This window comes from Psychrobacter sp. PSi21, from assembly GCF_054960615.1.
This window is the reverse complement of record NZ_JBHNYR010000013.1, coordinates 62696-89152: the sequence shown is the minus strand read 5'-3', so window position 1 is coordinate 89152 and position 26457 is coordinate 62696. Positions and strand designations below refer to the sequence as shown.

The 26457-nt window shown below is 47.0% G+C and carries 29 protein-coding genes; 15 read left to right on the top strand and 14 right to left on the bottom strand.

All coding sequences use genetic code 11. The features are described from left to right. The first annotated feature begins 196 nt into the window (after positions 1–196). Positions 197–826, top strand: coding sequence for a superoxide dismutase (locus ACFI32_RS10320; protein WP_462626507.1), 630 nt, complete (start codon positions 197–199; stop codon positions 824–826). Positions 827–924: 98 nt separating this feature from the next. On the opposite strand, the gene ACFI32_RS10315 is transcribed toward ACFI32_RS10320, so the two are convergent. From ACFI32_RS10315 to ACFI32_RS10305, 3 genes are read right to left on the bottom strand one after another with little or no spacing between them, the layout of a single operon-like run. After that, a complete protein-coding gene (locus tag ACFI32_RS10315; protein ID WP_462626506.1) occupies positions 925–1464 on the bottom strand; it encodes an MAPEG family protein in 540 nt (179 codons plus the stop codon). A 44-nt stretch (positions 1465–1508) separates the two neighbouring features. Further along, complete coding sequence (gene hmpA, locus ACFI32_RS10310; RefSeq protein ID WP_462626505.1) at positions 1509–2717, bottom strand: NO-inducible flavohemoprotein; 1209 nt, start codon at positions 2715–2717, stop codon at positions 1509–1511. A 58-nt stretch (positions 2718–2775) separates the two neighbouring features. Continuing rightward, positions 2776–3648 (bottom strand): SDR family oxidoreductase, encoded by an 873-nt coding sequence (locus tag ACFI32_RS10305; RefSeq protein WP_462626504.1) that lies wholly within the window; start codon positions 3646–3648, stop codon positions 2776–2778. Between the two features lie 193 nt (positions 3649–3841). Here ACFI32_RS10305 and ACFI32_RS10300 point away from each other — a divergent pair, with 193 nt between their 5' ends. From ACFI32_RS10300 to ACFI32_RS10285, 4 genes are all read left to right on the top strand, one after another. Further along, positions 3842–4276 carry an Rrf2 family transcriptional regulator gene (locus ACFI32_RS10300; RefSeq protein WP_462626503.1) on the top strand — a complete coding sequence of 145 codons (435 nt, stop codon included), beginning with the start codon at positions 3842–3844 and terminating at the stop codon, positions 4274–4276. 11 nt (positions 4277–4287) lie between these two features. Further along, positions 4288–4866, top strand: coding sequence for a Crp/Fnr family transcriptional regulator (locus tag ACFI32_RS10295; protein ID WP_462626502.1), 579 nt, complete (start codon positions 4288–4290; stop codon positions 4864–4866). An 88-nt stretch (positions 4867–4954) separates the two neighbouring features. Next, the gene (locus tag ACFI32_RS10290; protein WP_462626501.1) at positions 4955–5512 is read left to right on the top strand and encodes a GNAT family N-acetyltransferase; all 558 of its coding nucleotides are present in this window, start codon (positions 4955–4957) and stop codon (positions 5510–5512) included. A gap of 141 nt (positions 5513–5653) precedes the next feature. Beyond that, entirely contained in the window at positions 5654–5998 is a 345-nt protein-coding gene (locus ACFI32_RS10285; protein WP_462626500.1) for a hypothetical protein, read from the top strand. A gap of 60 nt (positions 5999–6058) precedes the next feature. Here ACFI32_RS10285 and ACFI32_RS10280 read toward each other — a convergent pair whose 3' ends face one another. From ACFI32_RS10280 to ACFI32_RS10255, 6 genes are all read right to left on the bottom strand, one after another. After that, a complete protein-coding gene (locus tag ACFI32_RS10280) occupies positions 6059–6796 on the bottom strand; it encodes a DUF4145 domain-containing protein (protein WP_462626499.1) in 738 nt (245 codons plus the stop codon). A gap of 173 nt (positions 6797–6969) precedes the next feature. Beyond that, on the bottom strand, positions 6970–8127 hold the full coding sequence (locus ACFI32_RS10275) for a metal-dependent hydrolase (protein ID WP_462626498.1): 1158 nt from the start codon (positions 8125–8127) through the stop codon (positions 6970–6972). A 121-nt stretch (positions 8128–8248) separates the two neighbouring features. Further along, positions 8249–9028 carry a hypothetical protein gene (locus ACFI32_RS10270; RefSeq protein WP_462626497.1) on the bottom strand — a complete coding sequence of 260 codons (780 nt, stop codon included), beginning with the start codon at positions 9026–9028 and terminating at the stop codon, positions 8249–8251. Then, the gene (locus ACFI32_RS10265; RefSeq protein ID WP_462626496.1) at positions 9025–9849 is read right to left on the bottom strand and encodes a DUF72 domain-containing protein; all 825 of its coding nucleotides are present in this window, start codon (positions 9847–9849) and stop codon (positions 9025–9027) included. Before ACFI32_RS10265 ends, ACFI32_RS10270 begins: the two co-directional genes overlap by 4 nt. 59 nt (positions 9850–9908) lie before the next feature. Beyond that, entirely contained in the window at positions 9909–10307 is a 399-nt protein-coding gene (locus ACFI32_RS10260) for a diacylglycerol kinase (RefSeq protein WP_462626523.1), read from the bottom strand. A 200-nt stretch (positions 10308–10507) separates the two neighbouring features. Continuing rightward, positions 10508–11488: a polyprenyl synthetase family protein gene (locus ACFI32_RS10255; RefSeq protein WP_462626495.1), complete on the bottom strand. Its 981-nt coding sequence runs from the start codon at positions 11486–11488 to the stop codon at positions 10508–10510. Between the two features lie 547 nt (positions 11489–12035). Between ACFI32_RS10255 and fadB the strand changes: the two genes are divergently transcribed. The 6 genes from fadB to ACFI32_RS10225 all read left to right on the top strand — a co-directional run bounded on the left by fadB (position 12036) and on the right by ACFI32_RS10225 (position 18833). Beyond that, entirely contained in the window at positions 12036–14195 is a 2160-nt protein-coding gene (gene fadB, locus ACFI32_RS10250) for a fatty acid oxidation complex subunit alpha FadB (RefSeq protein WP_462626494.1), read from the top strand. A 198-nt stretch (positions 14196–14393) separates the two neighbouring features. Next, positions 14394–15566 (top strand): acetyl-CoA C-acyltransferase FadA, encoded by a 1173-nt coding sequence (fadA, locus tag ACFI32_RS10245; RefSeq protein ID WP_462626493.1) that lies wholly within the window; start codon positions 14394–14396, stop codon positions 15564–15566. 178 nt (positions 15567–15744) lie between these two features. After that, positions 15745–16554 carry an acetoin reductase gene (locus tag ACFI32_RS10240; protein WP_462626492.1) on the top strand — a complete coding sequence of 270 codons (810 nt, stop codon included), beginning with the start codon at positions 15745–15747 and terminating at the stop codon, positions 16552–16554. Positions 16555–16766: 212 nt separating this feature from the next. After that, positions 16767–17402, top strand: a complete 636-nt coding sequence (locus tag ACFI32_RS10235; RefSeq protein ID WP_462626491.1) for an isochorismatase family protein — start codon at positions 16767–16769, stop codon at positions 17400–17402. A gap of 143 nt (positions 17403–17545) precedes the next feature. Then, a complete protein-coding gene (locus ACFI32_RS10230; RefSeq protein WP_462626490.1) occupies positions 17546–18151 on the top strand; it encodes an HD domain-containing protein in 606 nt (201 codons plus the stop codon). Positions 18152–18221: 70 nt separating this feature from the next. Then, the gene (locus tag ACFI32_RS10225; protein ID WP_462626489.1) at positions 18222–18833 is read left to right on the top strand and encodes a DUF1287 domain-containing protein; all 612 of its coding nucleotides are present in this window, start codon (positions 18222–18224) and stop codon (positions 18831–18833) included. Positions 18834–18890: 57 nt separating this feature from the next. Here the strand turns inward: ACFI32_RS10225 and asd are convergent, their stop codons facing one another. Next, positions 18891–19727, bottom strand: a complete 837-nt coding sequence (asd, locus tag ACFI32_RS10220; protein WP_462626488.1) for an archaetidylserine decarboxylase — start codon at positions 19725–19727, stop codon at positions 18891–18893. 127 nt (positions 19728–19854) lie between these two features. Between asd and dtd the strand changes: the two genes are divergently transcribed. The 3 genes from dtd to phoR all read left to right on the top strand — a co-directional run bounded on the left by dtd (position 19855) and on the right by phoR (position 22510). Continuing rightward, positions 19855–20307, top strand: coding sequence for a D-aminoacyl-tRNA deacylase (dtd, locus tag ACFI32_RS10215; RefSeq protein ID WP_462626487.1), 453 nt, complete (start codon positions 19855–19857; stop codon positions 20305–20307). Positions 20308–20407: 100 nt separating this feature from the next. Next, positions 20408–21115: a phosphate regulon transcriptional regulator PhoB gene (gene phoB, locus ACFI32_RS10210; protein ID WP_462626486.1), complete on the top strand. Its 708-nt coding sequence runs from the start codon at positions 20408–20410 to the stop codon at positions 21113–21115. A gap of 9 nt (positions 21116–21124) precedes the next feature. Continuing rightward, complete coding sequence (phoR, locus tag ACFI32_RS10205) at positions 21125–22510, top strand: phosphate regulon sensor histidine kinase PhoR (RefSeq protein ID WP_462626485.1); 1386 nt, start codon at positions 21125–21127, stop codon at positions 22508–22510. Positions 22511–22565: 55 nt separating this feature from the next. On the opposite strand, the gene ACFI32_RS10200 is transcribed toward phoR, so the two are convergent. After that, positions 22566–23159, bottom strand: coding sequence for a M23 family metallopeptidase (locus ACFI32_RS10200; RefSeq protein ID WP_462626484.1), 594 nt, complete (start codon positions 23157–23159; stop codon positions 22566–22568). A 316-nt stretch (positions 23160–23475) separates the two neighbouring features. Between ACFI32_RS10200 and ACFI32_RS10195 the strand changes: the two genes are divergently transcribed. Beyond that, positions 23476–24153, top strand: coding sequence for an LOG family protein (locus ACFI32_RS10195; RefSeq protein WP_462626483.1), 678 nt, complete (start codon positions 23476–23478; stop codon positions 24151–24153). Positions 24154–24369: 216 nt separating this feature from the next. On the opposite strand, the gene ACFI32_RS10190 is transcribed toward ACFI32_RS10195, so the two are convergent. The 3 genes from ACFI32_RS10190 to ACFI32_RS10180 are packed head-to-tail and all read right to left on the bottom strand — an operon-like array spanning position 24370 to position 26457. Next, the gene (locus ACFI32_RS10190; protein WP_462626482.1) at positions 24370–25065 is read right to left on the bottom strand and encodes a phage baseplate protein; all 696 of its coding nucleotides are present in this window, start codon (positions 25063–25065) and stop codon (positions 24370–24372) included. Next, a complete protein-coding gene (locus ACFI32_RS10185) occupies positions 25056–25640 on the bottom strand; it encodes a phage tail protein I (protein WP_462626481.1) in 585 nt (194 codons plus the stop codon). The genes ACFI32_RS10190 and ACFI32_RS10185 overlap by 10 nt, the downstream gene beginning before the upstream one ends. Beyond that, positions 25633–26457, bottom strand: coding sequence for a baseplate assembly protein (locus ACFI32_RS10180; protein WP_462626480.1), 825 nt, complete (start codon positions 26455–26457; stop codon positions 25633–25635). The genes ACFI32_RS10185 and ACFI32_RS10180 overlap by 8 nt, the downstream gene beginning before the upstream one ends.

Below are 26457 nucleotides of genomic sequence, written 5' to 3'. Positions count from 1 at the left end.
AGCACAAGGTTAATGTCGAATCCAACAACTTGATAAGTTAAGCCACATCGAACAAGAATAGTCATTCACCATACATAACTTAGCCACTTTAGATCGCTGCTTGTATGTATGATCGTCATGCGCAACATGCGTATGCGTTAATAACATGTAAGCGGACACATATTTTAACGACTAAACCAGCAAGGATAAAATAACTATGTCAAACATTACACTACCAGACCTACCATATGCCAAAGACGCGCTAGAGCCGCATATCAGTGCTGAAACGCTAGAGTACCATCATGACAAGCATCATGCTGCCTACGTTAACAAGCTAAAAGACATGCTGCCAGGTTCTGGCCTAGAAGACAAAACCTTGCCAGAGATCATCGTAGCGACTGCTAAAGATGACAGCAAACAAGGTATGTTTAATCAAGCAGCCCAAGTATGGAACCATACGTTCTACTGGAACTGCATGACACCAAAAAATGGCGGCGGCGCACCAACAGGTGACCTAAAAGCCAAAATCGAAGAAGACTTCGGTAGCTATGACAAGTTCCGTGAAGAGTTTAAAAATGCTGCATTGACTCAGTTTGGTTCAGGTTGGGCATGGCTAGTTGCTGATAAAGTCGGTGGCAAATTGTCAATCGCCAAAACAGCAAACGCTGATACTCCACTTGCACATGACCAAGTCGCGGTATTGACTTGCGATGTATGGGAACACGCGTACTATGTCGATTACCGTAACCGTCGTCCTGACTATGTAGACACGTTCCTAGACAAGCTTGTGAACTGGGACTACGCAAACGCAAAATATAAAGGTCAAGACGCTGGTGTTGAAGCGTAATCTTTAGTTTAGCAATTGATTAATAAAAAAGAGCACCGTTTGGTGCTCTTTTTTTTGATTTAGAGAAAGCTGGGGTGTTGATAATGACAGCGCGCAGCTCAGGACAGTAGCAGTCGATATAGCAATGTGATAGCGACCGTTGCTAGCATCAGTACGGATGTATAAAAGGCGAGGGTAAAACCGACAGCACGTGCTGGCGCGCCATGACGATAGCCCATAAAAAACAGCACACGCCCAATAGCAAAAAGCACGCCTGCTAAGGCTGGTACCGACAGCCAAGAGATGGGCATGGTCACGCTCCACAGCAGATAAGCAGCTATCGCTAAAACGAATTGTTCGAGCGTATTTTGTAACAAGGATTGTAAAAGCCTTAATGTTTGACTGCTATCGGTTATTGAGCCGTCTATATCAGAGGGCGAAAAAAAGCGATATCTGGCAATACGACCGATTGCTACCATCAAGCACAGTGCGGGTAACGTCAATGACTGAATACCAATGCTCAGACGCTCAGCATGAGACATGTTAATATTATAAGACAGAGGATTGAACCACGCGCTAAGTACAACCGTACTTATTGCCACCAAAGCACCGATTAACATACCTGCCAATACTTTTTTTTGTTTATCATCTAGCGACATGGTTCGCTCCTATTCGCGCAGTAGGGGTTGGGTGACCTCATGGCTTACAAATCTTTGTGCGGTCCAAAAACTTCATAAAAGATATGACCTGCAGGGACAGCAAGCGCCATCAGCTGGTGTCGTATAGATGCCATAAATGGCGTCGGTCCACAGATATAAAAGTGCCCATTACTTAATGGTAGTTTCTCTTGAATGTCATCGAGCACCATCAGCCCTGAGTGTAACCCAAGCCGTATATCAGTGGTCTTTTCTTCATTTTGTCGATACCACGTATGGGTATGTACATGTGGATTGTTCGTGGCAATCTTGGCAATGCGTGCGTCAAAAGAATGCTGCGTCTTATTCTCACAGGCGTGCAAGAAAAAGGTCTCTTTGTCAGGTGTAGCCGCCTGCAATAATTCGAGCATACTGAGCATGGGCGTAATACCCACACCCGCAGAAATCAATACTACAGCATGGTCTGTTGCCACGCTATTGAGATAAAACGCGCCTGCTGGCGGGAATGCCTCTACACGGTCGCCGACATGCAGCACATCGTGAAATAAGTTTGAGACAATACCAGCTTTGGGTGTTTGCTCACGTTTAATACTGATACGGTAAGTCTGACCATTAGGGCAGTCGGATAGCGAATATTGTCTGATTTGTTCATAGTCGTGATGTGCGGGTTTGACCTTGATACCCAAAAACTGTCCCGCTCGATAATCCGCTACGGCTTTGCCATCTTCAGGACGGAGCACAAAGCTGGTTACCAAATCTGACTCTTGGATTTTTTCACTAATAATAAATGGGCGTGCGCCGCGCCAACCGCCCACTTTTTCTTCACTAAGCTGATACAGATTTTCTTCATAATGAATGAACAAATCTGCCAAGAACTGATACGCCTCACTCCACGCCTGCTCAACTTCAGGTGTGAATTGCTCAGGTGACAGCTCTTTGAGCGTCGCCAGCAAATTGGCACCGACAATCGGGTAATGTTCAGGCTGGACGTATAGGCTGGCGTGCTTGTGTGCAACCCTTGCGATAATGTCGTCTAATGCTTCTAAGTCATCAATATGTTTGGCATAAGCAGCAACTGCAGAAAATAAGGCAAATTGCTGTGCGCCTGTGACTTGATTACTCATATTAAAAATATTCATCAGCTCAGGATTTTTTCTGAACATTTTTTTATAAAAGTGGTCCGTAATGTCTGTGCCTGCTTTCTCTAAAATGGGAACCGTGCTTTTTACAATATCCATGGTGTGCTGCGATAACATAAGAAATCTCCTAAGAGTGGGTCATAAAACAATGGTCAGTATGCGGGTGTGTCAAGCGTTACTGGTTATCTAACGAAAAGATGAGGGTATTGGGATCAGTAATACCAAAGCGGCTTGCGACAGCCGTTTCAAACGCTCGGTGTGACAAGGTGTGCTGCTGATCATCGAGCACTTGTGCATCCGCACCGATAGCAGTGCGCCAAATATTGGTCGGGGTCTGAAGGAGCGTGAGCACGGATTGGGCGATAAGAGCAGGGTCGCTGCCATGATTAATCTTGTTCGCCAAATTATTGATAAAGTGACTAGCGGTCTGCCCTGCGGTGCTGTTGGGGTCTATGGTTGCAGGCTCAATATGCGCCCCGCTATTGGCAAAGCCTGTCTGAAACAGACCAGGCGCGATGGTGCTGACTTTGATATTAAAAGGAGCAAGCTCGTAGCGGGCACTGTCGCTAATGCCTTCAACGGCATATTTAGAAGCATTGTATAGCGACAGATAAGGCAGTCCCATTTTGCCAAGGAATGAGCTGATATTAATAATATGCCCTATGCCTTGCGCCATCATCTGTGGGATGACTGCCTGCATACAGCGCACCACGCCAAACACATTGACATCAAATTGACGATACAGCTCGTTGGCATCACAGTGTTCGATAGTTGAGATGTAGCCATATCCTGCGTTATTGATTAAGACATCAAGCCTGCCTTCTTGCTCAATAATATACTCGACCGCCTGCGTGATGCTGTGCGTCTCCATCACATCCAGATAAATCGGTATCAGGTTACTGAGTCTTTGATCTTGATTCAGTAGTTGTGCTGACTTCTGCTGCTGTCTGTAGCCTGCATAAACACGGTAGCCTTGATTGGCGAGTAGGGTTGCTGTTGCCAGACCCATACCTGAATTTGCGCCCGTAATCATTACGATAGTTGCCATACTGCCTCCTTAGTTAGTAGGCAAATCATACGAACGTAAATAGATACATGTCAAATGCATCTATTGATTCAAATCATGATTGTGGCATATTGTCGAGAAAATGAATAAAAAACAGAGTGAGCGTCATAAACTATCTTTACAAAGATACATATAAAATGTATCTTATATTTTTATAAAGATATGAAGGTGGTTCATGCAGCTCACTCGCTATACAGACTATGGCTTTCGCATATTGATTTATTTGGCACTGCTGCCGAAGGACGAGTTGGCGCACATTGATGATATTTGTGAGGCATATCAGCTGTCTAAAAACCATGTGAATAAAATCGTGCATCAACTGGGTCAAGAGCACATTATTGAGACCAAGCGCGGTAAAAACGGTGGCTTTCGACTCACTAAACACCCCGAAGAGATTAATATCGGTAAGACGCTGGTGCTCTTGGAGTCCACATTAAATATCATTGATTGCAATAAGCCCCATTGCGCGATTTTGCCTGCCTGCCGCTTAAAGCATATCTTTGCGGACGCTACCAAGGTATTTTTATTGGAGCTAGAAAAGTTCACCTTGCAAGATGTGCTGTCGGGTCAAGAAACTGCGTTAAAAAATATTCTACTCGCAGATGGGTAGGGGGATGCGTCATGGCAATGCTGACTGCTGCTCGTGAGCGCGCTTTTATTGACTTGTTCAAAGACAAGCTGGCGACCTTGCATATCAATCCAAGTATCGTAGATGCGTATACCGATGTGGCAGTATTTGAAGCGGATAAAAAAACGCTGATTCCAACTGGCGAGCCGACGGAACATTGGTGCTGGCTGCTGTATTCAGGTATGGCACGTGGTTATGTGAGCGCGTCAGGCAAAGAGGTCACCTGTGAGCTGCTGAATGCGGGTAAATTTATCCTACCGACAGTCAGCTTAAACGATGACCAAAGTCTATCCAGCCACATAACCCAGTATGAAACAATCAGTCGCTGTATTTTGTTACGATTGCCCATGGCACTGGTACAAGCGCTGCCTTTTCAGGCACTGCTCCTAGATATCCTTAATCAGTATTTGACAGATAAGCTGGCACGAGAGCACATCCTGATGGTTGCCAGCGCTCAAGAAAGAATTGAGCGCCTGCGTGCGGCTATGCCGTGTCTCTATGAGCAGGTAAGTCAAAAATATTTAGCCAGTTTTATCGCTATTAGCAGTGAAGCGTATTCACGTAATAAATAAACTAACGTGTATGACACACCTAGCAAATAAAAATCACCACGCTACTGCAAATAGTGTATAACTGGTACGACCAATAACGAGAAAAATCATGACCCCACATATCCAAACACTACGCCTAACCTTGCGTCTGTTTACCGCCGCCGATGCCGCCGATTTATTGGCTTATCTGTCCAATCCCATACCGAACTGTTTTGCAGGCGATAAGGTGACCTCGATGGATGAGGCACTGGCAAAAATCGCCAAAAGACAAAAAGATGGTGACTATATTGCGGTCTGTCTTAGAGACTCAAATCAAGTGATTGGTGAGATTTTCTTTAATAAGGAGGAGCCTGATACCTACTCTGTCGGCTGGAACTTTAACGAAGCGTTTCATGGTAAAGGCTTCGCGAGCGAGAGCGCCCATGCTTTTATTGATTATCTGTTCAACCAAGCGGGTGCCCGCCGCATCTATGCCTATGTCGAGGTGGACAATACCGCCTCGCAAAAGTTGTGCGAGCGCTTGGGTCTTCGTAAAGAGGGACACTTTGTAGAGTTTATCTCGTTTATCAAAAACGCAGATGGCACGCCAAAATATGAAGACACGCTGCAATATGCGATATTAAAAAAAGAATGGCTGGCGCATAACGAGGCGACTGACCGCACTTGATAAAATTATGCGTGATGACGCTATAATACAGGCAACGCAAGGATGCAATGTAAAGAGGGGGATGGCGTGAACAAAGCACATAGCGCAGTACTAATCACATTGACCCTGTCGGTGCTGAATCTGTGCGTGATGATACTCAGTATGATGACGAAAACGCGCGGCTTTTCTGATTATTCAATGCCCGACTACCCGCCAATAGTCATCACGTTGTTTACGGTGTGTTTGATTACCCTTGGGGTGCTGAGTATCTGGCAACTGTTTTCGGGACTCGACGGCCAAGCGATGCGCGGTAATATACTGCTACTACTCGCGTTGGAGTTTTTTGTGGTGTATGTACTAGGTATCACTAATATCTTCCCGCACTCGGCAGAACCGATAAGGCAGATGCTGTTTGCGGTAGAAGTGTTTGGCGCTGTGCTGGCGGTACTACTGTTTGTGAGTGCAGGTTGGTATGTTAAGGTGGTGAATATGCCTAATTCTGGGTGATAGGTGTAAGGCTATTAGAGATAAGAAAAGGACACGGTGGGTGTCCTTTTTTGTTAGATACTATTTTTGGTCTCTAGTCCTAATATGTTCTTGTGTATCAGGTGGAATTAAGTCTGCATACAAACTTTCTAGCTCTTTTGGCTTAGTAATTAGCTCATCTGCAATAAAGTTCAAAATACTAAATAACTTCTCGGCTACTTCTGCATTATCATCTAAATTTATCTGCCCAGGATGTACGGCATTGTTTCCTACTACTCTTAGTAAGTCTAAAGCTTGCTGTATCTTAGGGCTTAAACCTTCTGCTACTAAATCTTTTATATCACTATTAATGTTTTTACCACTTTTACCTACTTGCTTCAATAATTTTTGAAGAGCTAAGCGCAAAAGAGCTGTAGAACCTTTTGGCGAATCTACTAAGATAGTTGAAGCTTCAAGGTAAAGAACTTTTATGTCTTCATCTAAATCTTCATTAGGTAATGGAACCGTAGTTTTCTTCGGGTAAATAATCTTTTCGTTTATCCACAAAGTGGATTCTTCGCACGATGCACAGGTTGCTATTGAGAAACCCTTAGGTATAAACTGATAAAGATGATTTTGAAAATTGTTGTCAACTTTATTTAAAAATTTAATTATATGTTGTTGGGCAGTAACATTAACGCTTGATCTATAGTCTAAATAGAGGTGGTTAATAATTTGCATAGCTGTAGTGCCAGCCTCATTAGCATCAAACCATTCTTGAATTGCAATAGTATTACAATTAGGACATTGAAATTTATTATCTTTGTACCTTGGTATCATTTGAGACTCCAGAAATTGGCAATGTATAAAATATTACTTTATAGAGGGTTTGAACTTTGGATTACAACACCTCAAACTTACTCAACGTTTCTCGCAACATCGAAATATCATAAGAAGAATGAGCATCAACCTTACTCCAAAAACCCTATCCCTGTCACCACTAATGACCAACTTTATTCAACTACTTTCCAGCCATTATCTCCATCCACCATCGACTCATCAAACACCCGTCTAAAACCTTGCTGAATCAGCTCAAAGCGTGATGGCGTAGGCTCGTTATCTACTTTGATAACAGGTGCATCTATCGGTGTGATAGCTTGCCATTGCGCACTGTCATTGGCTTTATCCGCTAATACAAAACTAAAGAACGCCGTATCACCTGCCATCATACGCAAATCATCAACGACCAGCTGTTCGGCTGCATCGCTAGTAATAGAAGTGGCGAGTGGCATTTGGACGCGATATCCTGTCCAGTCACCTGAGAACCAATCAAGACGCTCGGCATAAGGTCGGCTTTGCGCTGGCAGGTTTGCCCGTAGCGTCTGCGTGTTGTCGTACTGCGTTAGGTAGCGATATTCAGGCAAGCGGCTGTCTAAGACACTGCCTCTGAGTTCGATCAATCTATTTTGATCGTCTTCGGCAACGGTACGCCACATAAGGATCGTCGGTAAGACAGGCATGGTTTTAAGGCGCGTGGTATGGATATTAGCCGCTGCCAAAGTTTGCTTAGCTTGGGACTGTGCATGGTATTTTAAGCCTAAGCCGAGCAGTAAATAGCTGCTACTAAGCAGCAGCATCCACAGGGCAAAGCGTTGACAGTTAGCCAGCAGTCCTGACTTAAATACCGCAAGTTTGCACCCTTTAATAAGTCCCACAATCAGGGCTGCAAGGAGCGGCAGGGTATAGAGTGGATCAATGATAAAGACGGAGGCAATACTGATCGGGGTAATCTGTAACGGGTCTTGTAGCGGCCACAGCAGCTGCGTGCCATAGACGGTAAAGCTGTCTAAAATCGGATGGGTGGTCAAAGCTAGCGTCATGGCGAGTGCTAAGCGCCGCGTGGAATAGGGCAGCGGCATATCGCGCCAGTGATGATAGCGACTAAGCAGCCACGCGCCGATGATACCCACTGCGGTCAAGACGAGTAATGAATGACTAAAGCTGCGATGGTAGGTCATGTCACTGATGGGATCGGGGTAGCTGATGAGTACATCCAAATCAGGTAGCGTGCCTAACATCGCCCCATATAAGTAGGCTTTACGGCCTTGGTATTTGCCAAGTATCGTCCCTTGGACGCTAGCACCTAAGACAATTTGACTGAGTGAGTCCATATGCAGTGATGGTGACCCCAAGATGATTGATGATATTAATACAGTAAACGAATACTACTGGATAAGTGATGTGGATGGCTATCGGGTAAAAGCGTGTCAAAGTGCTGACATTCATAGCATCCTACCAGTACTCAGCACCGTAAATTTGATTATCTTTTAGTGAATCCATTGAGTTATCGGTTATTTCACTCGCTTTTGCTATTAATTTTCTAAACAATTTCTGCTCTTGGCTATCCAAATAATACCTTGTAACAACAGTTTCATAGTCAGCAGGATAATGTAGAATTGCTGAGTAATGCAGGCAAAAGCTGTCTTCTTTAAAAGAAAATATAGCTTCTAAGCTAGATTCTGATTTGACCCCATGTAAATACAAGTAGTCTCCTACTTTGCATTTTTCAAGGTATTGAGCATTTTCCCAATCTGATGCCAAATTGCCTTTATATTTTAGAAAGTAGGGTATGTAGACACTGTACATTTTATGAATGCTAACAAAGTAATCAACTAGCCTTCTGCGGCTTATAACCTGAAAATCAAAAAAATACTCGCGTTTTTCATAATTTGAGACGGCATTAGACAAAGTACCTTCCAATACATAGGATTTGAGAATTTCAGATGGTCTTTTATCGTACCACCCATTAAGCTCTGAGTGAGGCGGTAACCATAACAGGTATGCATGTCCTTCCTCTGCATAGTCTTCATTCTCATCAAGCTTTATAGGGTAGGTTTGACCGACTTTTGGTAGTAAGCTGTCTAGCTGGATTATTTCTTCCCAGTTTTCATCCCAACATAATCTTGACCATTGCATCGTTTGTAACAGTTGGATCGATTTTATCTGCTCATTTTTTGGTTCTTTTTGAGACCGAGAAAAACCAAACAAGTTCGCTAGGTTTATCAGCATCACAACACCTCAAATTCAAGCTTTCCCAGCGCCTCACGCAGCATGGCAATATTATAATACGCATGCGCATTGACGGTGTTTTGAAAGAAAATATAGAGCGTGTCAAAGTGCTGAAGCTGATTGGCAATCGCTTGTGCCCAATCCTGCATCTCCGCCTCGCTATAGCGATAATCATGACGATCAGCCGCGCTCATCGCATCCCACCAGTTCAGGTTATTGCCATGCATCCGCAAATAACCAGTACGCTCAGTGAATATCAGACGTGATGGTGGCAATCCACCAACTTTGGGATAATCGACACTGCACCAAATCAAGCCTTGCTGTGCAAAGCTATCAATGACTTGCGGCGTGTGCCAGCCGTTGTGACGAAACTCAATGGCGAGTGGGTAGTCTTGAAACCAGCTGACAAGCTCTGCTAAGTAGAGGCGATGCTCGCGAGTACGATCGAAGCCATGCGGGAACTGGAGTAATAATGGCGCTAACGCATCCGCTTCGATAAGTGGAGATAAGGCATTTAGAAAGGCCTGTGCATGATCGCTTGTTCCTTTGCGCGCATGGGTAAAGTCTTGATGCAGTTTGACGGCAAATTTTAATTCACTATTGGCTTGCGCATAGGCTTTATCCACCATACCTGAAAAGGCTTTTTGACCAATGGGGGCATAGAATGTGCTATTAATTTCGACTGCGCCGTATTGCTTGGCGTATTCACGCAAAAAATCCGTCTTTTTGGTGCCTTGCGGATACAGCGTACCGAGCAAGTCAGTATCGCTATAGCCGCCAGTGCCAAGGTAGATACGCGGGCTGGGCGTTGCTTGCGAGGTCATAAGTCACCACTCACGATAATCAGGTGATAAAAACAGATGGCTATTAAGCTGCAAGTAAGTCAATACAAAGACCACAGCGCCATCAGCCATAAGATAAACAACAAGCCCAATGCCAAAAACTGCGCGGCTGACCCAACATCTTTGGCGATTTTCGCCAGTGGGTGCTTGGCGGTGGAGGTGTGATCGACGCTCGCTTCAATCCCTGTGTTAAACAGCTCGGTGATGAGTGAGACAAACGAGGCAATCAGTAGCGCCATCTTAATAGGAATAGTAAACGGTATGAAGATCAGCACGATCAATAATACCAAATTGAGCCAAAGCACTTGCCGAAACGCCGCTTCGTTTTTATAAGCAGCGATAAAGCCATCTGCCGAAAAACCTGCGGCTTTAACAATACGGTTCAAGCCAGTCTTACCTTTTACCGCTTCAGCGAAGCTCTCAGCCGTTTGTGAGCCAATATCTGGCGTATAGTTGGCGTGATCGTGCGCGCTGGCATGGTGGGCGTCGCGATGTGACGGCTCAGGATCTGATGGCGAATTTGTGCTCATAGGGTGGATTCATTATGGTTAAGGGTTGTCGTTAATCGTTATGGCGGTTTTGCTATAGTTGATATAGGCATCATCAAATAGATTAACAATAGACGAGTATTAAAAAAGTCTTATTTTTTACGCGCCCATAACCATTCAATCAATGCCAATAACGCGTCATTGTTTTTGCCAATGTTGTCTTGAGTGTCGCCAAGCTCACGACTGATAGCGGCGCGTCCCTCATTAAACAGCGATTGCGCATAACTCGTCGCACCATCAGCGCCCATGAGTTTGACATAGGTAGATTTATCCAGCTTTTCATCGCTACCTGCAGGTTTGCCCAGCGCATCAGTCGACATCGTGACATCGAGTACGTCATCTTGAACTTGAAAGGCCAGCCCAATATGCTGGGCGCACTCTTGCAATGCCATGCGCTGCGGGGCAGTTGCGCCCGCACAAATGCCGCCCATGAGCATCGCCGCCTCAATGAGCGCCCCTGTTTTATCACGGTGGATGGCTTCCAAATCGTTTTGTGCAATGTCGTTATTGGCTTCGGCATTGAGATCGAGCATTTGACCTGACACCATGCGCCGTGCGCGCGGGGCAAATATCGCGAGTAACTGGCTTGCGATAGCGGTGTCGAACGGCGCGAAGGTTGGCATCTCCGCAGTCAATACTTCAAAAGCCAAAGTTTGCAACACATCGCCTGCCAGCAGCGCTGTCGCTTCATCAAAGGCGATATGAGCGGTTGGCTGTCCGCGTCTGAGCTCGTCATCATCCATACATGGCAAGTCATCATGCACCAGTGAATAAGTATGGAGCAGCTCAACTGCTAAGGTAGCGCGGCGGCACATATCATAATGTGCCTCAGTGATGGCGACGGTGTCTGGCTGCGCGGCGTGCACACTGCTAAAGCTGCTCATTACCAGTAACGGACGTACCCGCTTGCCTTGGGCGGTCATCACATAATGGCAGGCATCCAGCAGGGGATTTGGCAGCTGCGCGTACTCAAGGAGGGTTTCGATATCTTGTCCCAGCTGCGCGCGCAGGACGTCATGATCGGTCGAAAACGTGGTTACCGGCGCAGGGCGCAGCGTCAAAGAGGCAGTCATAATCTAACCCATTATCAAAGTGATCAAAGAAAACGTAAAAATATGGCTAGTGTAGCATGATAGTGCGGGTTGCTCGCCGCTACCGTATGTGCGCTGTTGGTTTTGGTTACGCATTGGTGATTTAACTTACACGGCGAATATGTTTTGATGAGGTTGCGTGTTTTTTTTGACACTTGTTGGTTATTGCGGCGGCGCTGTGCTGAGACATAAAGCAGGCCTTAGGTGCGGTAAACAATAGATAGTGACTTGTGAGTCTGGCTTTAGCTTGTGACAGTCACTGCCATAATCCCTACACTAATTGACGTTAGTGGGGTTTGTACGCAGGCGCTTACAGGATGCGGGGTTTGCTTTGATGCCGCTCGTATCTGCTACTATTTAGCACGCGTTGCCGTACTCAGTCAGCAAGATCAAAACAGGCGTTTTGATGGCTTGGTGCGGTTTATAACAACACGGTTTATAACAACAACAAGTGCTGGATTAGCACCGCATAAGTCCAGTTTTTACCACGTTTATCACATCGCTTTTATCATACAACAAGGAGTTCCACATGGTATATCAAGGAAATCGCATCACGGTGACAATGCTAGAGGATGGCATCGCCAACATGCAATTCAATGCCGAAAATGAGAGCGTCAACAAATTCGACGCCGAAACCAACAAGCAATTTGGCGACGCGGTCAGCGCGCTTGAGCAAGCAGACGATGTCAAAGGGCTGATCGTCACCTCAAGTAAAGGCGTATTTATCGCGGGCGCTGACATCACCGAGTTTGTCGCGGCCTTTAAAAAGCCAGAAGATGATATCAAGCATTGGATCATTGATATCAATGAAGTGTTCAATCGCTTTGAAGACTTACCATTCCCCAAAGTTGCGGCCATCAATGGTGCGGCGCTTGGCGGCGGCTGCGAGATGGCGCTGGTGTGTGAATATCGCGTGATGAGCGAAAAAGCCATTATTGGTTTGCCAGAGAGTCAGTTGGGTCTGTTCCCAGGCTTTGGCGGTACAGTTCGTAGCACACGCCTAATCGGTGTGGACAATGCGCTAGAGATGATTGCCACTGGTCAACCGAAAAAACCATTGGCTGCATTACAACTCGGCTTGGTTGATGCCACCGTTCCTGCTGATGACTTACAAGATGCGGCGATCGACTTGGTCAAAAAATGTATCTCAGGTGAACTTGATTGGCAAGCCAAGCGTGAAGAAAAACTCAACCCCATTAAGCTAAACCAATTAGAACAGGCTATGGCCTTTAATAGCGCCAAAGGGATGATCTTTGCCAAAGCCAATCCCAAGCAGTACCCCGCACCTGCTATCGCCATCCAAGCGATTGAAAAACACGTCAACCTGCCCCGTGATAAAGCGATTGAGGTTGAGGCAGCAGGCTTTGCTAAGGCGGCGAAAACCCCGCAAGCAGAAAGCATGGTCGGTCTGTTCTTAAACGATCAGATGGTCAAAAAACTGGCCAAAAAACACAGCAAGCAAGCACATGATATCAATGAGGCGGCTGTCTTAGGCGCAGGTATCATGGGCGGCGGTATCGCTTACCAAGCAGCCAGCAAAGGCTTGCCGATCATCATGAAAGACATCAAGGTTGAGCAATTAGACCTTGGTATGGGTGAAGCCAGCAAACTGCTGGGCAAAATGGTCGATCGCGGCAAAATGACCCCAGCAAAAATGGGTGAAACGCTCAGCCGTATCCGTCCGACGCTCAACTATGGCGACTTTGGCGAAACCGATATCGTCATCGAAGCAGTGGTTGAAAACCCAAATGTCAAACGCAGCGTACTCAAAGAAGTCGAAGGGCTGGTCAAAGACGATTGTATCCTAGCGTCAAATACCTCAACGATTTCGATCACTTATCTAGCAGAAGCGCTGGAGCGTCCCGAAAACTTCGTGGGGATGCACTTTTTTAACCCTGTGCACCGCATGCCACTGGTTGAAGTGATTCGCGGTGAAAAATCCTCTGAAGAAGCGATTGCCACCACCGTCGCGCTGGCAAGCAAAATGGGCAAAACGCCTGTTGTGGTCAATGACTGCCCAGGATTTTTGGTCAACCGCGTGCTGTTCCCATACTTTGGCGCGTTTGACTTACTGCTCAAGCAAGGTGCTGACTTCGCCCACGTAGATAAAGTCATGGAAAAGTTCGGCTGGCCGATGGGTCCTGCTTATCTTATCGACGTGGTCGGTCTAGATACGGGCGTGCATGGTGCAGAAGTGATGGCAGACGGCTTCCCTGATCGTATGAAGCCTGACTATAAAGGTGCCATCCAGCATCTATACGAGAACGAGCGTCTGGGTCAGAAAAACGGCGTTGGATTTTATAAGTACGAAACTGACAAGCGCGGTAAGCCCAAAAAAGTCGCTGATGAGGCTACCTATGAGCTGCTCAAAGCCACCACCGATAGCGACACTCAAGCCTTTGATGACCAAGCCATCATTGACCGTACCATGCTGGCATTTTGTAATGAGACCGTGCGCTGCCTAGAAGACAACATCGTCAGCACGCCTGCTGAGGCCGATATGGCGATGATTATGGGCGTCGGCTTCCCGCCGTTCCGCGGTGGCCCTTGCCGTTATATCGACCAGCTCGGTCTGGATAACTATTTGGCACTGTGTGACAAATACGCCCATCTTGGCAAAGCCTATGAAGCCCCGCAAAAGATTCGCGACATGGCAGCAAATGGTGAGTGTTTTTATCCAGTAGCTTAAGCGTTTTAAGCGCTATTGATAAAGGCCATCATGCCAAGTAAAAAGCAACGGAATTATGGCAGTAAGCAGGGCAATGAGACAACAAACCGCTGATAAGTACCTATATTAAGTACCTATATGAAGTAGGAGCAGGGTTATCTATCACATTATCCATAAGCGCCGCTGCTGCCAACAATAACAAATGAAAAGGAATATAAAATGACAGTATTAAGTCCAAAAGATGTGGTCATCGTCGATGGCGTCCGTTCGGCCATGGGCCGCTCAAAAAATGGTATGTTCCGTCATGTGCGTGCTGATAGTCTGTCGGCCGAGCTGGTACGGGCGTTAGTAGAACGTAACGACTTTGATACCAATGATATCGAAGATATTATCTGGGGCTGTGTCAATCAAACCCTAGAACAAGGCATGAATATTGGCCGCAATATCGGTCTTCTTGCCGACATTCCAAAAACCGCAGGCGGACAGACCGTTAACCGTTTGTGCGGCTCGTCCATGCAAGCACTGCATACCGCAGCTGCACAAATCATGACCAACCAAGGCGACACCTTTATCATCGGTGGTGTTGAGCACATGGGTCACGTCGGCATGATGCATGGCATTGATCTCAATCCAGCAGCGTCAAAGCACTATGCCAAAGCCTCAAACATGATGGGTCTCACCGCTGAAATGCTGGGACGCATGAACAACGTAACCCGCGAAGAGCAGGACGCTTTCGGTCTCGAATCACATCGCCGTGCGTGGGAAGCTACCACCGAAGGTCGTTTTGATAATGAAATCATCGGTATCGAAGGCCATGATGAACAAGGCCGCTTGCAGCTGTGTACCGTTGATGAAGTGATCCGTCCTGATGCGACCATCGAGCAGATGCAAAAGCTGCGCCCTGCTTTTGATCCAAAAGGCGGTACCGTCACTGCTGCGACCTCATCAGCACTGTCTGATGGCGCGTCTGCCATGCTGGTCATGAGCGCCCAAAAAGCCAAAGACTTGGGACTCAAACCACGCGCCCGTATTCGTAGTATGGCGATTGCTGGCTGTGATGCGGCGATCATGGGCTATGGCCCTGTCCCAGCCACCAACAAAGCATTGAAGCGTGCTGGCATGAGTCTAGAAGACATCCAGACCATCGAGCTGAACGAAGCCTTTGCCGCGCAAAGCCTATCAGTGCTCAAAGCATTGAACCTGCAAGACAAGCAAGACATCGTTAACATCAATGGCGGCGCGATCGCTCTTGGGCATCCGCTCGGCTGCTCAGGTGCGCGTATTACCGTCACCTTGCTCAACGCCATGGAGCAGATGGATACCGAAATCGGTCTAGCGACGATGTGTATCGGCCTTGGTCAAGGCATTGCGACGGTGATTGAGCGGGTGTAAAAAAGCCAATATCTTGTTATGTATTGCCCGTTCTTAGATTTGTTTAAAAGAGTATCAGCTCTTAATGAAGGGCATTTGTCTATGATATTCTGACAATGTGCACTATGTGAGTCAGTAGTGATAACACAGACGAGCTATTTTATTTAGAAAAACAAACGATAATAATATGAGGTCGATTATGTCAGACAGTCAGAACGTTCAAGAATCTAAAACAACATCTACAAAAGTGGCAGTAGTCACCGGCTCAGCAGTCGGTTTGGGCAATGCAATTGCGACACGGTTAGCGAATGACGGTTTCAAAGTTGTGCTACATGATATCAATGAAGAAAACCTTCAAAAGGCGGAGAAAACGCTGTCTGATGCGGGTTTTGACGTTAGCGCGGTAGTAGGTAATGTGCTCAATCGTGAGGATCAGTTTAAGGTGGCGAAACATGCGGTAGACAAATTCGGTCGCCTAGACGTCTTTGTTAATAACGCCGGTGTAGAGTCGGTGTCTCCTTTTTTAGAGATTGAAGAATCAGAAATTGATCGGGTACTTGATATCAATATCAAAGGGGTCATTTTTGGTACACAAGCGGCTGCTGAACAAATGAAAACCCAAGACGGTGTTGGCAAGATTATCAATGCTTGTAGTATTGCAGGTCATGAAGGTTATGAGATGTTGAGCCTTTATTGTGCCAGTAAGTTTGCGGTACGTGCATTTACGTATGCGACGGCTAAAGAGCTTGCGAAGTATGATATTCGTGTCAATGCTTATTGTCCTGGGGTCGCTGACACGTCGATGTGGGAGCGCATCGACCAAGCGTTCGTTGACCATAAAGGCTATGAACCTAAGCAAGCATGGAAAGAATTTACGAGCGGGATTTTGGTTGGTCGTCCACAACAGCCCAATGATGTTGCCAACTTAGTATCATTTTTAGCATCAGAAGACTCTGATTATATCACTGGACAAACCATCTTGACGGATGGAGGAATGGTATTTAGATAAGATGGCTATGTGATGCATGTTTGGTCGTCAAATTTAAATTTAAACAATCTAAAATTATTCAATCGAAATGGAAAGGCCTTACATTTATTGTGAGGCCTTTTTATATTATTGATAACGAAAAGATATCCTCATTGACGTACCAAACAAAGTATGACTAAATGATAAGCAAGCAGTCATAATTATTGATAACAAAAATGCTTAATGACGCCGCCATGAATGAACATGTTGGTCATCAGCGTCATCCATCCACGCCGCTGTACAAGGAGTGTATTATGCCTTCCATGATTACCCACCGCACTTATCGCATTGCCCGCGAAAATACCCAAGCCATGATGGTTGATGTGCAAGAGCGCCTCATGCCGCACATCTATGACCACGAAGCCATCACCAAAAAAATCGCCACATTGACGCAAGGGCTACAAGCACTTGGCATCCCCATTATGCTCAATGAACAATATAACAAGGGTCTGGGTGATACCTTGCCTGAGATTTTTGAGTTATTAGAGGGTTCCAACCGCACCCGTTTTGACAAAGTAACCTTTAGCGCCTGTGACAACAATGACTCATGGCACTATCTGGCACAGCAAAACCGCAGTACGGTGCTGGTGTATGGTATTGAGGCGCATGTCTGCGTGATGCAAACGGCGCTTGATTTGTTGGATAACGGCATGCAGCCAGTGATTATTGCCGATGCCATTGGCTCACGATTTCCTTATGATAAAAAACAAGCCATTCGCCGTATCCGCCGCGCAGGTGCTGTGGTGACTACTGTGGAGTCTATCTTATTTGAGCTGTGCCGCAGCAGCGAAGACCCTGCGTTTAAGACCATCAGCAATTTGATCAAATAGCCACCTGATCTCAGCGCCGCGCGGTTCTGCTCTGTGACCGCCACTGTCAAAAAGATAGCGCTTAATTCGTTAAGCGCTATTTTTTCTGCCGCTTAACAAGGTATCATTTGTTTATCTTTATTTAAAAACAGTTGAAAACATATATGCCATTAAGTGAAGCCAACTCAAGCATTGATATCGATGATGTCACTCATTTTTTATTAGAGCTGGATGCCCTCAAACGGGTCAGTCGTCGCAGCTACGTGACCCAGACCACGCGGCGAGAAAACGCCGCCGAACATTCTTGGCATTTGGCCATGGCCTGCTGGTCAATCGCTGAGTTGTTTACATTAGACGTCAATCATGAAAAGCTGCTGAAGATGGCGCTGGTACATGACTTGGGTGAGATTGATGCTGGCGATACATTTTTGTATGCTGCGACGCGCGGGGACGCGCATGTTGAAGAGCGTGCGGGCATGGCCAGATTGCAGCGCGAGCGGGGCAATGGTATTACGGATTTGAGCGCGGTTTGGGAAGCGCAGGAGACTGGCAAGAGCAAGGAGACCGAGCTGCTCAAAGTGGTGGATCGCTTATTGCCGTTTTTACTCAACTTAAATACCGAGGGCAAAACGTGGCGTGAGCTTGGGGTCACGCATAGCCAGGTCGAGGGTGCTCATGCGTTTATCCACGACAGTTTTCCGCCCATTCATAAGTGGCTATCACACAATATTGACTATGCGACCAAGCAAGGATGGCTGATCGATGCGTAAGCCGATGCTGTTTAACCCAGCAAAGCCATGACATTGTTTGTCACTATTTTTGAACTCAAGAGATGATTTTATGAGCGCAACTCGCCTATGTAAAGGCATGGCAACCTCGGTGGCCATGATGGTTCTACTCAGCTTGGCACCGCTCACGCAGGCGGCTGAGACGATTGGTAATGGTGGTAAATTGGCACAAGATGCCAAAAAGCAAATCGGTGTTACTACCAGTTATGATCCCTCTTATCGTCAGCTGGACTTCCCGCGTGGTGACGTGCCAATAGAGACGGGGGTCTGCACGGATGTGGTCATTCGTGCCTATCGTTTACAAAATATCGACTTGCAGCAGTTGGTCAATCACGACATGAAACAGAACTGGTCTGCTTACCCCAAAATCTGGGGGCTAAAATCAACCGATAAAAATATCGACCATCGCCGCGTGCCCAATCTTGAGACATTTTTTGCCCGTCATGGACAGTCGTTATCAACGACAGATGTAAAGAGTTTTCAAGCAGGAGATGTGGTGACATGGCGGTTGCCTGACAGTAACTTGCCGCACGTTGGTATTGTCTCAGACAAGCGCGCCTATGATGGCACGCCACTGATCATCCACAATATTGGCCGTGGTACGCAAGAGACCAATATCTTATTTAAGTACCCCATCCATACTCATTTTCGGTATCAATCATGATCAATCCGCGCCATACCAGCCGCCGATGAGCGTGCATTACTGAGAGCCATTTGAGGGTTACACGAGGTTGGTCATACCCATCAGTTGACCCATTTGTACTGGGGTGGTTGGTGCCAGATCGACCTGCCACATGGCCCCAGCGGCTTTTGGTAATATCACAATCGCTGTTGAGCCCAAATAAAAGCGTCCCAGCTCATCGCCTTGTGCCAATAGTATGTCATGCGTGGCTTCTTGGATGTCGGGGCTGCGGCTGATCTTGCCCGTCGCGACGGTCTCAATCCCAGCGACGATCATCGCGCCGACCATCACCACGGCCGCTTTGCCATAAGCGGTGTCAAACAAACACACCAAGCGCTCATTGCGCGCAAACAAGTCAGGGATGTTGGCTGCGGTGGTGGTATTGACTGAAAAAAGCGTGCCGGGCACATAGCGCGTTTTGGTTAGCGTACCTGCAAACGGCATGTGGACGCGGTGATAATTGCTGGGTGCAAGATAAACCGTAGCAAAGCTGCCATCGGCAAAGTAGCTGCCATCATCACTGTCCGCCAGTAGCTGGCCGATGTCATAGTAACGGTCTTTGGCTTGGAGCAGCTTGTAATCTTCGATCTGACCCATTTGAGAGATGACGCCGTCCGCTGGGCTGACGATACCATCTGGCGTGGGGTCGATGATACGCGCATCGTCTTTTAACTCGCGGGTAAAAAAGTCATTAAAGCTGTCATACGCATTGAGGCTTTGACGCTCATATTCATCTAATTTAACATGATAGGCTTTGGCAAAACTACGGATAAACGCACGTTTGACTAAGGGATGGCGACTGGCGGCCAAGCGCCCAGCCACTTCGCTCAACTGCTGCTGTGGTACAAATTGCTGGATCGTGGTAAATAAGGTCATAACAAGGCTACCAAAGTAAAGGTTAATATAAACGCCGATGGCGGCGCATCAAAATACGTACAGATAAGTTTATATTATCACGCGGGTTGGCTGCCTGTACCACCACAATCTGTTAAGGAGATAATTTATGAAAGCATTGATCCAGCGCGTCAGTCATGCCAGCGTCACGGTCGAGGGACACGTCGTTGGTGCGATTGAACACGGCGTATTGGCTTATATTGGTTTGGGGCATGATGATGACCTTGCAGCCGCCAAGCGTTTGATTGACAAAATACTCACTTACCGCATTTTTGAAAACCATGATGATCCTGCCAAAAAAGGGCTACTGGATTATAACGTACAGCAAGCAGGTGGCGGGCTTTTATTGGTATCGCAGTTCACCTTGATGGCTAAGACCAACAAGGGCCGCCGTCCTGACTTTGAAGAGGCTATGGCACCAGATAAAGCGCGTGCGCTGTTTGCCGCGCTGACCGACTATGCAAAAACGCAGTACCCACAGGTGGCGTGCGGACAGTTTGGTGCTACTATGTTGGTTGAGAGTGCCAATGATGGCCCCCTGAATTTTTTGTTAGAAGTGTGATACCGTCAAATTGTCATCAAGTCGTCATAAAAAGGCCGTTTAATAAGCGCATAGTGGCGAGTATTTATCGTTTTTTATACCCAAACCATGAGGCAGCCGTATGCAAAGTGAGCAGATTTTAATCGTTGAGGATGAACCTGCAATTCGCGAGATGATTGTGATGACACTAGAGATGGCAGGGTTTGTCTGTTTGCAGGCGGCGGATATCTCTGAGGCGCATCAGCAAGTGGTGGATCATCGTCCTGCCTTGATTTTGCTTGATTGGATGCTGCCCGGCGATAAAAGCGGCATCGATTTTTGCCGTATGCTCAAAAAAGATGACTTGCTCTCTGAGATACCAGTCATCATGCTCACCGCCAAAGGTGAGGAAAACAACAAAGTGCACGGCTTAGACGCGGGCGCGGATGACTATATTACCAAGCCCTTTTCGACCCGCGAGCTGGTATCACGTATCAAAGCGGTACTGCGCCGCAGTAGCGCGCTCTCAGCTGACAAGCCGATCACCGTATCGCGCCTGAGCCTTGACCCAAAAAGCCAGCGTGTCAGTGCTGATGGTAAAGTGATCGATATCGGCCCAACTGAGTACCGCTTGCTGGCGTTTTTTATGAGTCACCCAGACCGCGCTTATACCCGCACTCAGCTGCTCGATCAAGTGTGGGGCGGTAATGTCTATATTGAAGATCGCACCATTGATGTCCATATTCGCCGCTTGCGCAAATTGCTTCAGCCTTATGACTGTGCTGGTCTGATCCAGACGGTACGCGGCACAGGCTACCGCTTTTCGAATATGAGCGAAAGCGAGGCATAGTAGCAACTGATGATGACGCCAAAAGACGACGAGCAACAGCAAACGCACCGCTACGCGTTATTGCTGGCAGATCTGCGCTGGCTGCTGTTTTCGCTGGCTGTGGGCGTGGCGCTGGGTTTATACACATCATATCTACTGATCAGTATCATCATTGCGCTACTGCTGTATATTTTTTGGCGCATGTACGCGCTGCATACCTTTGATGAATGGGTCAAAAAACCCACCAATACCTCACCGCCTGACATGCTCGGCGGCCTGAGCGTGGTGGCACATCAGCTCTACCAAAACCGCCAGCAAGAAAAAATCACCCAACAAAAAATGATGGGACTGGTCAAAAAAATTCGTAGCTCACTATTGGCGCTACAAGACGCGGTGATTTTGTTAAATGACACCGATGGGCTGGAGTGGTGGAACCAAGCCGCAGAAAACCTATTGTCTTTAGAGTCCAGCGATCAGGGCAACTGTATCTTTAATCTCATTACCGTGCCTGAGTTTCGCGAGTATTACCAAACCACCGCCGCGCCCAACAATGGTATTCATTTGGTCTCATGGAAAACACCAGGCCGCTATCTTAAATGCGAAGTGACCCATTTTGGTGGTGAAAAGCTGCTGATCATCTATGATGTGACGCGCCTGCAGCACTTAGAGCAAATGCGCCGCGACTTCGTTGCCAATGTCTCGCACGAGCTGCGTACCCCGCTGACCGTATTGATGGGCTATTTAGAAACCTTTTCAGACCAGCCAGACATCGCCCCGCAGTGGCAACGTGGCATGGCACTGATGACGCAGCAAACGGCACGGATGAACAGCATTGTGAATGACTTGCTGCTGTTGTCACGACTAGAGAATGAAGAAAAGCCTGAGCTGACTGAAATTGACATGCATAAGCTGCTGAGCCAGCTGTATGATGACGCGCTCGTTTATAACAAAGAATACGGTCACAACATCACCCTTGATATCGGTACTGAGGACAATCTTTATGGCGCTGAGCTGTATTTAAACAGCGCCTTGCTCAACTTGGTGGTCAATGCCATCAAATACACGCCCAAAGGCGGCCATATTCATATCAGTTGGGATGCGACCGTCGATGGCTGCGAGTTTTCAGTCACTGATGATGGCATTGGCATTGCACCCCAGCATATCTCACGTTTGACCGAGCGGTTTTACCGTGTTGATAGTGGCCGCAGCCGCGCCACAGGTGGTACAGGGTTGGGTCTGGCCATTGTCAAGCATGTGCTCTATCAACACAAAGCCACGCTACATATCGAGTCCACTGAAGGCGAAGGCTCGACCTTTAGTATTTTGTTTGCGGCGGATAGTATTTGTGTGCACAAGCCCCCTGCGATCAAGGATACTACGCGCCAAACCAGCATGCAGCACAAGCCGCCCTCCTAAGTCATTTAAGTGATCCGTTACCATGCTAGGTTTGGTTGGTCCAAACTGGTGATGCCTAGTCATTTTTTATTAGTAGGGGATAAGGGTTGACAGCACTACCATTAATATAAATGCCGTAATGTACATGTGGCGGTGTGCCTTTGGCGTTGCCACTGTCACCAACGTAGCCAATGACATCCCCCGCATTGACCCAATCGTTCGGGCTAATATCTGCATAATCTTCTAAATGCGCATAGTAATGACCCACACCGCCCGGCCCAACAACAACGACCACGCGCCCGCCCAAACGATCATTGCCCACCTTTCTGACCACACCGCGTGTGGTGCTCTGGATCGGTGTGCCACGTGGTGCAAAAATATCAATACCCTCATGAGAGCGACCTTCACTACGTGCTGCGCCCCATGTATCGGTCAACGGTCGATCAATCAGCGGATTTGGCAAGCTGTTTTCACTTGGTGGCTCCTGTTGCAGTAAGCTGAGCTGTTGCCATTTTGCAACCACGAAGGACTGGGTTTGCTGACTTATGCTGGGCAGTAGCTTGTCCACTACAAATAACAGCGCCAGTACCAGCGTGGCTTTGATCAGAACGCCCAGTATCCGACGGATCAACGCAGGTTTTGGTGGTGGTTGGTTGGGGTCTGCTTGCATAGACATCTCTTATTGGTGGGTTATCGCTCAGTGGCTATTATAAAAGCCTTTACGATTTGGGTCTGTATCGCATTGTCATCGGTAACTGTCAACCCCATACCTAGATGACAGCTGTCCATGACGCGCTCGCTGATGCCCGAATGTACCATGTATTGTATCAAGCCTAACCCTAGTATGGTTACCAGTCGCTAATGGGAATGATAAATTGTAGCAACTATGTGATAGCATGGCTTGTGTTAAAGTAAAAATGAACCTCTCTAATAATAATCGCCTCATAAAAATCACGATAAACCGATATAACAACGAAGGAACATCTATGCAAAGTACGATTAACAACGAGACTTACGATGTCATTACCAGCCAAGACATCACCCAGATCGAAAAAATGGTCGACAAATCCAGCCTAGAGATGCCTTTAGTGGCCGTATATTGTGGCTCTAGACTGGGTAACAGTACTGTGTATGAACAAGCGGCGCAGGATTTGGGTCAAGCGTTGGCCGAAAATGGCTTAGGACTGGTCTATGGCGGCGCCAGCATCGGCCTGATGGGCGCGGTGGCTGATGCGGTAACCACGCACGGCGCGCAGGCGGTCGGTGTGATTCCAACCTTTATGCTCAAGCATGAAATCGCCCATCAAAGCCTTACCCGCCTGCATCTGACCGATACCATGCATACCCGCAAAACCGTGATGGCAGAGTATGCCGATGCCTTTATTACCTTGCCGGGCGGCTTGGGTACGCTTGAGGAAATCATGGAGATTGCCACATGGCGTCAGCTGTATCAGCATGAAAAACCCATGATTATTCTCAATATCAACGGCTTTTATGACCGTCTGATTGAGCACTTGCAATACACCGCGGAGCAAGGGTTTATGAAGGCGCAAGACCTTGAGCGCTTGGTGGTATGCAATACCATCGCCGAAGCCATTGACGTACTTCAAATGGTGGTCAAGATTGATGACCACGTAGATACTGAAAAAATGGCAGGCCGCTAATCAATAGCGCAAACTACCGATAAAAAAGCGCCCATCTACTGATGCCGCGCGTTATATTTTTGCCGAAATTGCGTTATAAATGTGCTAGGATATTATTGCACAGTATGCAACAGCATTACACAAATACGAATGCGTAGGCGCTTTGTATGATTTATCAAAAAGGCTCACTGTATCATCAGTGAGCCTTTTTGATTGTGCATGTTTATGTGAGCGCTACTATGCAGTACGCACCCATTTACCGACGACGACTGATGGTTGAACGTTATTATGGGGTTTATCGCCCCCTGCTGAGAATAAATTATTGCCACTTCCACTGGACAGAGCCTTACTGCCATCCATCTCACTGGCTTCATGCTTGGAGACAGGCGGAGAATTATTAGTTGCAAACCATCCGTCTGGATCATTATCATTACTTGAGCTATTTTCATGGCTAGCGTTATATGCGTGCTTATGACTTGCAGACTCCTCAAGTGTCAATTGATGCTCATACTCACCCTCTTCAGAACCAATAACCTTAGTCCAATCTGGATCATCTGTTTTAGATGATACCCCAACGGTTACGCGACCTTCTGCGAACGGTTGCCACTCTCCATAACCTATCGCCTCTGCTACTTCCTGGCCTGATGTATAAACCAATGTGGTCTCGAATGTTGCACCGATTGGCAAAACGGGTACGGTAATAGCAGGGGCTTCTTCTAACTCTTTAATGCGCTTTAGTAGTGATTCAAGAGTAACATCTTCAGTCGGTTCGCCGTAAATACCTTCTATTTCCTGCTTAAGGTAGGCAGTACGATTGGCGAGCTGCTCGTGCGGTACATTATCTACGCCGCCTGCGCCGCCTTGTACAGGATCGTTTGGGTCGATGAGTCGGATACTACCTTCCCAAACTGGTTTTTCAGTAACTACCGCCATTGTCCAATTACTCCATCGTAGTTGTAAGTGCCGTCATGTCTAATCGAGCCATTGTGGTTCACTGGTATGTTGATTGAGATTAATTTGCAGCGCAGTGGTGCAACATCAATCAGTAGTACACGTATGCGTTCAGCATCTGCTATGCTCATTAATCGTGGTGTTACCAGCTTATAATGTGTCCAGTCCCCGCCGTAGCCATATCGGTGGCTACTGTTGTGCTTAGCAACACTGTTATGCTCTAAGAAGCCTGTTCGCTCTATCAACTCACAGTCGCCAAAACCTAGCAGCTTGAGCACTCGCTTAATCGCCCATGGTGTGCCTTTATACCTGTGAATCTCAATCGCTTCTTTTATCAGTTTGCGCTTGTCGTTTTCAGAGACTGCAAACTCCCAGCCATCACCAAATAAGCTAAAGTGATCTGCAAAGAATGGTAATGTGTCTGCGGGATTAAGATCGGTTAGCATGATAATAGTATGCTGACTCAGTGAATCTAATCTTTTGAGTAAGCGCTCTAATACGATGAACCGCGTTTGCTGTAACGGCATCGGTAAGACGCTATCGTCATAATCAGCCATTTTGCGCGGCTCCCAATGTGACCGTGATATCAGTAACATTTGCCCATTGCCATGGTTCTACCATTAAGGGTTTAGCAGGCGCTATTACCTCAATTTGCCAGACATTATCATCACTTAGCGCGTCTATAATTTGGCTAGGTACAATATCTTGCCCTAGTTTTACTTTGAGCTTATCAGCAAATTCTTGAGCGTTGACGCGAGCATTATCAAGCGCAACCTGAGGGTTAGCACTGGTAAGCGGCGTCACTTTGATTTTTAAGTGTAGATCTAATGCTTGACCTGCGATGACGTCCACACGATCAGATAAGGGGCGCTTTTTTTCATCGCTGGTATTGTCCAGTACTGCTTGGATAAGCTCAGGGCTAGCATTTCCATCAGCCGTTAAAATATAGATAAAAATCTTACCACTTGTGCCACGCACCGCCTCACAGTCAATAATGGCGGCATCAGTGGATAGTGCATGAAAAATATAAGCTTGGCGGCTGCCAGTAGTGGCGTAGCTCTCAGGCGCTAAGCGAATACGTGTTCGCAGCTGTTCATCTGTCTCAGCATCCAATCGCACCACACCAAAAAAGTCACCTAGGTAGTCCAGCATGACGCCGCTCGCGAATGCGATCAGGTTTTGCTTAGCCGCTTCATTAATAGCGCTACGAATCAACATCTCACGATAGGCAATAACATCAATCATCAAGCGATCCGCTTGTGCTGGATATAATGGCTTACCGCTGAACTCCTCATATTTGGCAACGAGTTCAGCCGTGATTTTATCTGCATCACGGGCAATAAAGTTTGGCTCGGCAAGCTTGCTAATATCCAT